Below are 11,843 nucleotides of genomic sequence, written 5' to 3'. Positions count from 1 at the left end.
GTGCGGGCAGGTCGAGTGGGGCGAGGTCGGTGCCGGCGGGCAGCGAGTTGAGCAGTGCCGGCGCCACCCGAACCGCCTGGGCGCGGGTGGTGGTCTTGATCAACCAGGTGGGCTGGGGTGGGTGGGGCAGGGGTGGGTGGGGGTGGGGGTGGGGGAGGGGGTTGTTGACTTGGGTATTCGCTGGGTGAATAGTGGGCGGGGTGTCTACGCCGCACGTTCTGCTCGGGTTGCTCGCTGGGGGCAGCCGGCACGGGTATGAGCTGAAGCGTGCGCACGACGAGCGGCTGCCGCGGGCTCGGCCACTGGCCTTTGGCCAGGTCTACGCCACTCTCGGTCGTCTCGAACGCGACGGGCTGGTGGCTGCCGCCGGCCAGGACCGGGTGGGCGGGCCGGATCGCACCGCGTACGCGCTGACCGACCAGGGGCGGGTCACGCTGGACCAGTGGCTGTCCACCGTGGAAGCGCCCATGCCGTACGTGGCCAGCACCCTCTTCGCCAAGGTAGTGGTGGCGCTGCTGGTCGCCGACGTCGATCGGGCCCGGTCGTACCTGATCGCCCAGCGGGCCGCGCACACCGCACGGCTGCGGGAGCTGACCGCGGTCAAGGCCGATCAGGCCGCCACTCTCAGCGACGTGGTCGCTGCCGATTTCGCTATCGCCCACCTCGACGCGGATCTGCGGTGGCTGCACGCCACCCTGGGCCGGGTCGCCGACTGGCACCGGGAGGTGCATCCGTGACGCAACTCCAGGCTCGCGGCGTGGTTCGGGCGTATGGCCCGACGCCCGCACTGCGCGGCGTGACGCTCGACGTGACGGAGGGCGAGATCGTCGCCGTGACCGGGCCGAGCGGCTGCGGCAAGTCGACCCTGCTGCACTGCCTGGCCGGGATTCTCCGGCCGGATGCCGGCGAGGTCACCTGGCGTGGGCACCGCATCGACACCTGGTCGGAGGCGGCCCGGTCCCGGCTAAGGCGCACCGAGTTCGGGGTGCTGTTCCAGTTCGGTCAGCTGGTGGCCGAGTTGACCGCCGCCGAGAACGTCGCCCTGCCCCTGCTCCTCGCCGGCACGGGGCGGCGAGAGGCACGGACGGCGGCGTTCACCTGGCTGGAACGGTTCGGGGTGGCCGAGGTGGCCGACGTCCGGCCGGGTGAGATGTCCGGGGGTCAGCAGCAGCGTTGCGCCACGGCGCGGGCGCTGGTGACCGAGCCTCGGGTGCTCTTCGCCGACGAGCCGACCGGCGCACTGGACACGCTCACCGGCGAGCAGGTCCTCACCCAACTGGTCCGGCTCGCCCGCGAGCAGCGCACCGCCGTCGTACTTGTCACCCACGAGCCGCGGATCGCCGCGTACGCGGATCGGGAGATCGTGCTGCGTGACGGCCTGGTGGACCACACCGGCCTGGGGCTCGACGTGCCGTTGGCCGGCGGCGCCCGGTGAGACCGGCGACGCTGCTCCGCCTCGCGCTCGCCGGCACCCGCACCGACACCGCCCGGGTGGTGCTCACCGCGCTCAGCGCCCTGCTCGCGACAGTGGCCGGGCTCGCAGCGTTCACCGTGTTGGCCATCCCGACTCCCGCCGCGACGGACGGGAACCAGAACAGGTGGTCGGAGCAGTATCACAACGCGCTGTTGGTGGAGCCGGGGTTGCGCGGCGGCACGGCGTTCGCACTGCTGATGCTGATGGTCCCGGTGCTGGCGCTGGCCGGTCAGTGCGCCCGGCTCGGCGCGCCGGCACGGGACCGCCGGTTGGCCGCGCTCCGGTTGGCCGGCGCCACGCCCGGGCAGGTCACCCGGCTGGTGGTGCTGGAGACCGGCGTGGCCGCCCTGCTCGGCACGCTCGTCGGGCTGGGTGTCTATCTGGTCGGCCGCGATCTGCTGCACCGCCCGGACGCGCAGGGTCAACTGGCCCTGCCCACCGACGTGCTGCCGTCGACTGGCGCGCTGGCCGGCGTGGTGCTCGGTCTGCCGGTCGTCGCGGCGCTGGCCACCGCCCTGATGCTGCGTACTGTCACCACCAGTCCGCTCGGGGTGACTCGCAAGGCGGCCCGCGAGCGCGGACCAGGCCCGTGGGCGGGGCTGCTGATCGGGGCCGGCGTGGTCTCGATCGCGGGGATCCGCCCGGCGATCCAACGGTTCTCCGGCGACGCGGAGGTGGTGGCCTGGCTGGTGCCGCTGCTGTTGGCGGCGGGTGCGTTCGCGGCGATGATCGGGGTGGTGCTCGGCGCCGGCTGGATCTCGTACCACTGCGGGCGGTTGTTGCGTCGGCACGCCCGCCGTGCCCCGGCCCTGCTCGCGGCGGGCCGGCTGATGGCCGACCCGTGGGCGGGCAGCCGTACCTTCGCGGCGTTGCTCGCCGCCCTGATCTTCGGCGCCGGCGCAGCTGCGTTGCGCGCCCAGTTCGCCGCGCAGGACCAGCTCGACCGCGAGCGGAACCTGCTCGTCGGGGCGGACGCAGGTGGCTCCTCGTTCTACCTGGACACCATGGATCTGGTCGACACCGCAGTCGCGGTGGCCATCCTGATCGCGGCGGGCGGGCTGATGGTCGCGCTGGTCGAGGGGATCGTCGCCCGTCGACGTGCGTACGCCGCGTTGGTCGCCACCGGGGTGCCCCGCGCCACGCTGAGCCGCTCGGTGGCCTGGCAGGCGTTGGTGCCGGCCGTGCCGGCGATCCTGCTCGCGCTCACAGTGGGCACGCTGCTCGGTCGTGGGCTCTTTCCCGGAGCCGTGGCGGGTGTGTCGTCGATGGAGTCCTGCACCGCCACGGCGGCGCTCTGTGCCGATCCGGCCACCCGCGGGCAGTACACCCAGATCGTCCACCTACCCGAGGTCCAGCGGGTTCCTGCCGTACCCCTGGAGCACCTGGCCTGGCTCGGTGCCGGCGCGTTGGTAGCGGTGCTGGTGACGGTCGGTGTCGGCCTGTTCTTCCTGCGCTCCAGCACCGCCCTGGACGAGCTGCGCACGACCTGAACCGAGGGCGGGCCAGGTCAGGCGCCGAGCAGGCCGGAGGAGAGTGCGATGAGGGTGCCGACCACTGCCGAACAGCAGCAGACCAGCAGGCCGGCGACCACCGCGAGGATCAGCCAGACCCGGCGGTCCCGCGCCACCGCTGCCACGCTCGGTCGGCGGACGTCCTCGGCGGCTCCGCCGTCACCATCCGTAGCCCCGGTCACAGCGGAAGTCTAGGCCGGGACATCGGCCGCGACCTGGAAAGGCCAGGCCGCGCGTGAACGACCCGGCCATGATCGCGCCCGATCATGGAGGTAGTTGCCTCCCCGAGCCGCCGAGGGGACTACTCCCACCACCGAGCGCGATCATGTCGACCCGACGGGTCAGGCGTGGCCGATGCGGTCCAGGATCCAGGCGTTGATGAACGCCTCCTCGCGCCACGAGTCGTAGCGACCACTCGGGCCGCCGTGCCCGGCACCCATCTCGGTCTTCAGCAGGTAGTCGCCGCTCGGGGCCACCGCCCGCAGCCGGGCGATCCACTTCGCCGGCTCCGAGTAGAGCACCCGGGTGTCATTGAGGCTGGTCACCGCGAGGATCGCGGGATAGTCCACGGCGGCCACGTTCTCGTACGGCGTGTAGGACTTCATGTACGCGTACACCTCGGGGTCGTCGAGAGGGTTGCCCCACTCCTCCCACTCGGTGACGGTCAGCGGCAGCGACGGGTCGAGGATCGACGTGAGCGCGTCCACGAACGGCACCTGCGCCACGATCCCGGTGAACGCGTCCGGCGCGAGGTTGGCCACCGCGCCCATCAGCAGGCCACCGGCCGAGGCACCCCGGGCGACCAACCGGTCGCTGGCAGTCCAGCCTGCCTTGACGAGATGCTGGGCGCACGCCACGAAGTCGGTGAAGGTGTTCTTCTTGGCCAGCAGCTTGCCCTGGTCGTACCACCGTCGGCCCAGCTCACCGCCGCCCCGGATGTGCGCCACAGCGAAGACAACGCCCCGGTCCAGCAGGGACAGTCGGGCCACCGAGAACCACGGGTCCATGCTCGCCTCGTACGAGCCGTAGCCGTACAGCTCGCAGGGCGCCGAACCGTCCCTTGGGGTGCCCACGCGGCAGACAAGTGAGATCGGCACCCGGGTGCCGTCGTCGGCGAGCGCCCAGTCGCGGTGCTGCTCGTACTCGGCCGGGTCGTACGGTCGCCCGTCCGGCCCGGGCAGCACGGGCTTCTGCTTGAGCAGCACCATCTGCCGGGTGACCAGGTCGTAGTCGTACACCGAGTCGGGGGTGATCAGCGAGGAGTAGCGCAACCGGACCTGGCCGGTGCGGTACTCCGGGTTGGCGTCCAACCCGACGCTGTACAGCGGCTCGGGGAAGTCGATGTCGTACCCGTCGTCACTGCCCACCGGCAGCACCCGCAGCCCGGTGAGCCCGTCGGTGCGCAGCGACACCACCAGGTGGTTCGCGAAGGCGTCGACGGCCTCCAGCCGGGTTCCGGGGGTGTGCTCGATCAACGGCACCCAGTCGCCCGGTACGTCCGCCGAGGTGAACGCCAGCGCGAAGTCCTCAGCGCCGTCGTTGTGCAGGATCAGGAAGCGGTGGCCGTGGTGCTCCACAGTGTATTCGACGCCCTGCCGGCGGGCGGCGATCACGGCCGGCGCGCCGGTCGGGTTGCCGGCGGGGATCACCAGCACCTCGCTGGTCACCTTGCTGTGCACGTCGATGAGGATGAACTTCTCCGACCGGGTCAGCTCCACCCCCACCCAGAACCGCTCGTCGTCCTCCTGGTGGACCACCACGTCGTCGGCGGCCGCCGAGCCGATGGTGTGCCGCCAGACGCGGTTCGGCCGCCAGGCGTCGTCCACCGTCACGTAGAACAGCACCGAGGCGTCCGACGACCAGGCGGTGCCGTAGAACGTGTCCGGCACCTCGTCCGGCAGCAGCTCGCCGGTGGTCAGGTCCTTCACCCGCAGGGTGAAGCGCTCGTCACCGGAGAAGTCGGTGGAGTAGGCCAGCCAGCGACCGTCCGGGCTGACGTCGAACGCGCCGAGCGAGAAGAAGTCGTGCCCCTCGGCCAGCAGGTTGCCGTCGAGCAGCACCTCCTCGCCGTCGAGCGGGGCGCCGTCGGTGCTGACCGGCGGGTCGGTCTCACCGTCGCGGACCGCCCGGCGGCACTGCACCCCGTACTGCTGCCCCTCGACCGTGCGGGTGTAGTACCAGTGTCCGCCCTTGCGGGTCGGCACGGACAGGTCGGTCTCCTGGGTGCGTCGGCGAGTCTCCTCGAACAGGTCGGCGCGCAGGTCGGCCAGGTGTGCCGTACGCGCGTCGGTGTACTCGTTCTCGGCGGTCAGGTAGGCGATCGTCTCCGGGTCGTCCTTGGCGGCGAGCCAGGCGTACTCGTCGACGACTGTGTCGCCGTGGTGGGTGCGCTCGCTGGGCACCCGCTTCGCCGCGGGCGGGGCAGTCTCGGTGGTCACGGCGGCCACGTTACCGGCCGGCAGGCGCAGCGCGCCGGACCAGCGGCATCCCGATACTCCCCACCACGTCTTTCGAACACATGTACGATAGCCGGCATGGCGGCAGCAGCGAGTTCCCTCGGCCGGTCCGGAGCCCTCGAGATCACCCGGCGGTTGGCGGCGATCTGCGGTCCACCGTTCTCCCGGCTGGCCGGGCCCGCCGACGAGGTGGCGGGGCGACCGGCGCGCTGGGTGGCCGTCCCGGGCGGCCCACACGCCGCCGCCGAGGTGCTGCGACTGGCCGCCGTGCACGATCTGGCGGTGGTGCCCCGAGGTGCGGGCACGAAGATCGACTGGGGTGCCGCCCCCGTTCAGGTCGACATCCTGCTCGACACCGGCCGGCTGGCCGGCATCGGTCACGAGCCGGTCGATCCACTGGTGACCGACGTGGGGGCCGGCACCCCACTGCGGGCGGTGCAGGCCACCCTGGAGCGCACCGGGCAGCGGCTCGCGATGGACGCCCCCTCGCCCGGCGCGACAGTGGGCGGCGTGCTCGCCGCCGGCGAGGCCGGCCCGCTGCGCCACCGCCACGGCAGCCCCTGCGACCAACTGCTCGGTGTGCGTTACCTCGCCGCCGACGGCGAGTTGATCAGCGTCGGCGGTGGCGCGCCCGGGCTCGACCTGGCCCGCCTGCTCTGCGGCTCCCAGGGCGCGCTCGGCGTGCTGGTGTCGGCGAGCCTGCGGGTGCAGCCGGTGCCGGCGAGCAGGCTCTGGGTGTCCCGCCCGGTGTGGACGCCGTTGGAGGTGCACGACCTGGTCCGGACGATCCTCGCCGCTCGGCTGGAGCCGTCGGCCATCGAGCTGGACCTGCCCGGAGGCACCCCCCGCCCCCGTACGCCGTACCCGCCCGGTCACCCGGCGGCCACCGCTCGGGAACGTCATCCGTCGATGTCCGGCCGGGCCGGTGCCCCGTCCCGGGCCGGCAGCCTGGTGGTCCTTCTGGAAGGTGGCCCCGCCGACGTCACCGAGCGCGCCGAGCGGCTGGTCGGTCTGCTGCACGGGGAGGCGACGATCGCCCACTCCGCGCCGACGTGGTGGCGGCGCTACCCGTTCGCGCCCGGTGACACGGCGCTGCGCTTGGAGGTGCCGATCGGCGACCTGCACGCCGCCGTCTACGCGCTACGCGACGCGGCCGGAGCGCCGGTGCCGGTGCGCGGGTCCGCCGGGCTGGGCGTGGTGCACGCGGCACTGCCCGGGGCGCTGGCGGCCGATCGGGTGGCGTCCATCCTGGCCGCCGTGCGCGGGGTGCTGCTGGCCCGGGAGGGCCGCTGCGTGGTGGTCTCCGCTCCGGCGGCGGTCCGTCAGGCGGTCGACCTCTGGGGCGAGCTGGCCGGCCTGGCCCAGCTGCGGGCCGCGAAGCGGCACCTGGATCCGGAGCACCGGCTCGCGCCCGGGCGACTCCCCGGCGGCCTGTGAGGCCGGGCCGGCATTGTGAGCCGTCGGCCGGGCCGGTGCGGCTCGGCCGAGATCAGTCCATCCACCACCGGTGCATGTCCAGCAGCGGCGGGGTGAAACGGGTCACCAGCACCAGCAGACCGCCTATTGCGCCGGCAAGCAGCAGTGACCGGGTCGCCCGGGGTAGGGCAGCGCGCTCCCGGGCGGCCAACGCCACAGCGACGATCGCCAACGGCAGCGCGAGCACCGCACCCACCACATAGAGCATCCCGACCACGGCATAGAGCCAGAGGAACGGGTTCAGCCCAGCCATCCCGAACGGGATCATGTCCTTCGGGTCGTAAGCGCCGGTCAGCATCTCGGTCGGGCCGACGCCGGCGCTCGTCATCCGACCGACGTAGAGCAGCAGCACGGCGAAAAACCCGCCGATGGTGGCGAACTGCGCGACGATCAGGGCCCGGACCGCCGGCCGGGAGTACGACGTGACCTGCGCGACGCTCGTCATGGCCGTCAATCTACCGAGTGCACCCGGCAGCCGGGGGCCGCGCTGCGGTCAGGGCGCGTCGTTGCGGAGCACCAGGATGGCGATGTCGTCCCGGGGCGGCTCGACCGAGAAGTTGATCGCTGCGGCGCGCAGCCGGGCGGCCACCACGTCGGCCGAGTATCCGGCCAGGGGCGCTGCGGCGTCCCGCAGTCGGTCGGTGCCGAACAACTCCCGGCCGCGCCGCCGCTCGGTGACGCCATCGGTGTAGAAGATCAGCGCATCGCCTGGCGCGAGCGTGATCTCCGCCGTCGGCGAGGTGATCGTGTCGAGCAGGCCGAGCGCGGTGCCGCCGGTGCCGACGAACTCGGCGCCGCCAGCCGCGGCGAGCAGCACCGGTCGGTCGTGCCCGGCGAGGTGCAGCGAGACGTCCAACTGGTCACCCTCGCCCTGCCCGACCGCTGCCAGCGCCAGCGTGCAGTAGCGACCGCCACCGCGCTCGACAAGTGTCTCGTTGAGCCGTGCCAGCGCCTCCGGTAACGGTTTGCCGTCGCCGACCAGCACCCGGATCACGTCCCGGACCAGCCCGGTCACCGCGGCGGCCTGGACACCCTTGCCCGAGACGTCACCGATCACCACCAGCCAGCGCCCGTCGGGCAGCGGCACCACGTCGTAGAAGTCGCCGCCCACCTCGGCGTCGTCGCCGGTCGGGACGTACTCGGCGGCGAAACCGATCCCGTCCACCAGCGGCAGCACCGGCGGCAGCAGGGACTGCTGGAGCGTCTGCGCCACCCGACGGCGTTCGGCGTGGATCCGGGCGTTCTCGATGGCCAGCGCGGCCCGCCGGGCCACGTCCTCCAACACTGCCACCTCGTCCGGGTCGTGCCGGTGCCGCTGGTGCCGCCCCACCGCCAGGGTCCCGAGCCGCTGCCCGCGGGCGATCAGCGGGACGGCGAACCCCTCCATCGGCCCGCCCAGGGGGATCTGCGCCGCGTTGCGGGACGCCTCGCGCAGGCGGGCCTGGATCGAGTCCGGCCCGGTCTCCGCCAGCACCTTGTGCAACTGCGGAAGCATCGACTCGTCGGCGTGGCTGGCCGCTGCCAGCCGGAGCCGACCCCACTCGTCGGTGGTGTGCACCGCGCACCACTGGCCGAGTCGCGGCACCACCAACTGCGGCACCAGCGCCATGGTCAGGTCGACGTCGAGCGACTGGGCCAGCAGTTCGCTCGCCTCGGCAAGGAACGTCAGCCACACCTGCCGGCGGACGTCGGCCCGGCGCAGCCGGTCGTTCTCCAGGTGCAGCGACAGCCGCTCGGCGGTGAGCACCGCCAACGGTTGGGCGTACGCCGACGGCGCCGCGTCCAACTCCAACTCCCCGGCGTACGGGCGGTGCACGGTCAGTGGCACCCGGAGCAGGTCGCTGCCGGGGCGGGGCGGCCGACCGAAGCGGGCCAGAACCTGGCGGCCCTGCCCGTCGCCCCGGTCCAGGCGGATCGTGCCGCCGGCTGCGCCCACCATCTCGGCGACCCGGCTGAGCAGGCTTGTGGCGAAGTCGGGCAGCGGGTCGTCTCCGTACAGGTCGGGGGTGGTCTGCATGAGTTCGCTCATCGCGCTGGCGCTCGGCGCGGACCCGTCGGTGCTCGTCCGGGGGCCGGCGTTGGCCGGTGTCGATTCGCCGATGCTCCCCCCGGAGGGCGGGTCGGCGCCGGGGCGGTCCAGCCGGAACCAGACGCCCTTTCCGGTGGGCAGGTACGTGGTGCCCCAGCGGCTGGCGAAGTGGTCGACCAGCAACAGGCCCCGGCCCCGCACGGAGACCTCGTTGATCTCGGTGGAGTCGTTGCGGTCGCCGACGGTCAGCTCGTCGCCGGAACCGGGGGCGAAGTCGGAGACGGTGACGGTCAGCCCGATCTCGTCCGCGACGACCTCGATGTCCAGTTCGGTGCGGGCGTGTTCGACGGCGTTTGTGGTCAGCTCGGTGGTGAGCAGCAGCGCCTCGTTGGCCAGCTCGTCCAGGTGTGACTCGGTCAACACGGAGCGGACCACGGCGCGGGCGGCGGCAGGCGTACGGCGGTCGGCGGGCAGCCGGACACGCCGGACGGCCCCGTCCCGGGCCCCGGCCGTCGCGGCCCCCGCCTCGGCTGACACCCCCGTATCCTCCACCGTCCCCCTGCCGGGTGCCAAGCCGATCACCAATCGCGGGCTGTCGCGTCGGTCAGCGGCACCGGCGGCAGCGAGCGGGTTGACGCGTCGAAACGACCGGTGCGGGAGCCGGGCGAGGTTTGCGGCGAGCCGTGCCGGCTCGACGCCGATCGGGCGGGTCGACGCGCGATCGATGCCACCTGGCGGGTCGCGCACCCTGGCACCACGGCGCGCGCGGGCACAATATGGGGTGCCGGTGTGTCCGCACGGACCGGCGCCCCCCGAGTTGAGCGAGGAATGATGACCACGTCGAAGCAGTCGGTGGCGGATCCGTCCGCGCCCGACAACGAGGCGCTCCTCGGTGAGTTGGCCGAGGCACTGCGACGGATCGGGCGCGGCGACCTGAAGGTCCGGCTTCCCCGCCGGGCCGGCGCGGCCGGTGAGGTGGCGGACGCCTTCAACGAGGTGGTCTCGCTCCAGGAGCGGCAGTACCTGGACCTGCGGCGGATCAGCCGGATCGTCGGTCGTGACGGCCGGCTCACCGAGCGGCTCGACGACGAGGGGCTGGACGGCTCCTGGGCGGAGGGGCAGCGGGCGATCAACTCGCTGATCGACGACCTGGGTCGACCGACCACCGAGATCGCCCGGGTGATCGTGGCGGTCGCCGACGGTGACCTGTCCCAGCACATGGCGTTGGAGATCGACGGCCGGCCGCTGCGCGGTGAGTACCTGCGCATCGGGCGGACCGTGAACACGATGGTGGACCAGCTGTCGTCGTTCTCGAACGAGGTGACCCGGGTGGCCCGTGAGGTGGGCACCGAGGGCAAGTTGGGTGGCCAGGCCGACGTGCGGGGCGTCGCCGGCACCTGGAAGGACCTCACCGACTCGGTGAACACCATGGCGTCGAACCTGACCGGCCAGGTGCGGTCGATCTCGCAGGTGGCGACGGCGGTGGCCAAGGGTGACCTGTCGCAGAAGATCACGGTCGGCGCGCGTGGTGAGGTGGCCGAGCTGGCCGCCACGATGAACTACCTCACCGACACGCTGCGGCTCTTCGCCGAGCAGGTCACCCGGGTGGCCCGCGAGGTGGGCACCGAGGGCAAGTTGGGCGGCCAGGCCGAGGTGCCGAACGTGGCAGGCACCTGGAAGGACCTGACCGACAGCGTCAACTCGATGGCGTCGAACCTGACCGCCCAGGTCCGTAACATCGCGCAGGTCTCCACTGCGGTGGCGCGCGGCGACCTGTCGCAGAAGATCACGGTGGCGGCGCAGGGCGAGATCCTGGAACTGAAGGACACCGTCAACACGATGGTGGACCAGTTGTCGTCGTTCGCCGATGAGGTGACCCGGGTGGCCCGTGAGGTGGGCATCGAGGGCAAGTTGGGCGGTCAGGCCCAGGTGCGCGGCGTCTCCGGCACCTGGCGGGACCTCACCGAGAACGTCAACCAGTTGGCCGGCAACCTGACCAGCCAGGTCCGCAACATCTCCCAGGTCTCCACGGCCGTGGCGAAGGGTGACCTGTCGCAGAAGATCACCGTGGACGCCCAGGGCGAGATCCTGGAGCTGAAGAACACCGTCAACACGATGGTGGACCAGTTGTCGTCGTTCGCCGACGAGGTGACCCGGGTGGCCCGTGAGGTGGGCACCGAGGGCAATCTGGGCGGTCAGGCGCAGGTGAAGGGCGTTTCCGGCACCTGGCGGGACCTGACTGACAACGTGAACTCGATGGCGTCGAACCTGACCAGCCAGGTCCGCAACATCGCCTCGGTGACGACGGCGGTGGCGAAGGGTGACCTGTCGCAGAAGATCACCGTGGACGCGCGGGGCGAGATCCTGGAGCTGAAGTCGACTGTCAACACGATGGTGGACCAGTTGTCGTCGTTCGCCGACGAGGTGACCCGGGTTGCGCGTGAGGTGGGCACCGAGGGCAAGTTGGGCGGCCAGGCACAGGTACGCGGGGTCGCCGGCACCTGGCGGGACCTGACCGACAACGTGAACTCGATGGCGTCGAACCTGACCGCCCAGGTCCGCAACATCGCCCAGGTCTCCACGGCGGTGGCGAAGGGTGACCTGTCGCAGAAGATCACCGTGGACGCGCGGGGCGAGATCCTGGAGCTGAAGTCGACTGTCAACACGATGGTGGACCAGTTGTCGTCGTTCGCCGACGAGGTGACCCGGGTCGCGCGTGAGGTGGGCACCGAGGGCAAGCTCGGCGGTCAGGCGCAGGTGAAGGGCGTCTCCGGCACCTGGCGCGACCTCACCGACAACGTCAACTCGATGGCGTCGAACCTGACCAGCCAGGTCCGCAACATCGCCTCGGTGACGACGGCGGTGGCGAAGGGTGACCTGTCGCAGAAGATCACCGT

General features: G+C 72.2%; 9 protein-coding genes. 5 read left to right on the top strand and 4 right to left on the bottom strand.

Annotated elements, in window-relative coordinates:
* Nucleotides 1-200 precede the first annotated feature (200 nt).
* Genes AB0C20_RS12360 through AB0C20_RS12350 form a run of 3 tightly spaced genes read left to right on the top strand, consistent with a single transcriptional unit; the run spans nucleotide 201 to nucleotide 2,964 of the window.
* A complete protein-coding gene (locus AB0C20_RS12360) occupies nucleotides 201-737 on the top strand; it encodes a PadR family transcriptional regulator (protein ID WP_357179393.1) in 537 nt (178 codons plus the stop codon).
* Nucleotides 734-1,435, top strand: coding sequence for an ABC transporter ATP-binding protein (locus AB0C20_RS12355; RefSeq protein ID WP_357179396.1), 702 nt, complete (start codon nucleotides 734-736; stop codon nucleotides 1,433-1,435). The genes AB0C20_RS12360 and AB0C20_RS12355 overlap by 4 nt, the downstream gene beginning before the upstream one ends.
* The gene (locus tag AB0C20_RS12350; RefSeq protein WP_357567961.1) at nucleotides 1,432-2,964 is read left to right on the top strand and encodes an FtsX-like permease family protein; all 1,533 of its coding nucleotides are present in this window, start codon (nucleotides 1,432-1,434) and stop codon (nucleotides 2,962-2,964) included. The genes AB0C20_RS12355 and AB0C20_RS12350 overlap by 4 nt, the downstream gene beginning before the upstream one ends.
* A 17-nt stretch (nucleotides 2,965-2,981) precedes the next feature.
* Here the strand turns inward: AB0C20_RS12350 and AB0C20_RS12345 are convergent, their stop codons facing one another.
* A complete protein-coding gene (locus AB0C20_RS12345) occupies nucleotides 2,982-3,167 on the bottom strand; it encodes a hypothetical protein (protein ID WP_357179402.1) in 186 nt (61 codons plus the stop codon).
* A gap of 159 nt (nucleotides 3,168-3,326) precedes the next feature.
* Nucleotides 3,327-5,423: a S9 family peptidase gene (locus AB0C20_RS12340; RefSeq protein ID WP_357179405.1), complete on the bottom strand. Its 2,097-nt coding sequence runs from the start codon at nucleotides 5,421-5,423 to the stop codon at nucleotides 3,327-3,329.
* Between the two features lie 96 nt (nucleotides 5,424-5,519).
* On the opposite strand from AB0C20_RS12340, the gene AB0C20_RS12335 reads away from it, so the two are divergent.
* Nucleotides 5,520-6,878 (top strand): FAD-binding oxidoreductase, encoded by a 1,359-nt coding sequence (locus tag AB0C20_RS12335; RefSeq protein WP_357179408.1) that lies wholly within the window; start codon nucleotides 5,520-5,522, stop codon nucleotides 6,876-6,878.
* Nucleotides 6,879-6,930: 52 nt separating this feature from the next.
* Here the strand turns inward: AB0C20_RS12335 and AB0C20_RS12330 are convergent, their stop codons facing one another.
* Both AB0C20_RS12330 and AB0C20_RS12325 read right to left on the bottom strand, forming a co-directional pair.
* Nucleotides 6,931-7,362, bottom strand: coding sequence for a hypothetical protein (locus AB0C20_RS12330; protein WP_357567959.1), 432 nt, complete (start codon nucleotides 7,360-7,362; stop codon nucleotides 6,931-6,933).
* A gap of 48 nt (nucleotides 7,363-7,410) precedes the next feature.
* Nucleotides 7,411-9,483, bottom strand: coding sequence for a SpoIIE family protein phosphatase (locus AB0C20_RS12325; RefSeq protein WP_357179414.1), 2,073 nt, complete (start codon nucleotides 9,481-9,483; stop codon nucleotides 7,411-7,413).
* A 294-nt stretch (nucleotides 9,484-9,777) separates the two neighbouring features.
* Between AB0C20_RS12325 and AB0C20_RS12320 the strand changes: the two genes are divergently transcribed.
* On the top strand, nucleotides 9,778-11,843 hold a 2,066-nt coding region (locus AB0C20_RS12320; RefSeq protein ID WP_357567964.1), incomplete at its 3' end, for a HAMP domain-containing protein.

Origin of the sequence: Micromonospora sp. NPDC048843 (assembly GCF_040649965.1) — a bacterium.
Classification (GTDB): domain Bacteria; phylum Actinomycetota; class Actinomycetes; order Mycobacteriales; family Micromonosporaceae; genus Micromonospora; species Micromonospora hortensis.
This window is presented reverse-complemented; position numbering and strand designations above follow the sequence as displayed.

Excerpts from the sequence above, each read along its gene's own strand:
- AB0C20_RS12335 (WP_357179408.1), top strand. The coding sequence starts at position 5,520 with ATGGCGGCAGCAGCGAGTTCCCTCGGCCGGTCCGGAGCCCTCGAGATC.
- AB0C20_RS12330 (WP_357567959.1), bottom strand. The coding sequence starts at position 7,362 with ATGACGAGCGTCGCGCAGGTCACGTCGTACTCCCGGCCGGCGGTCCGG.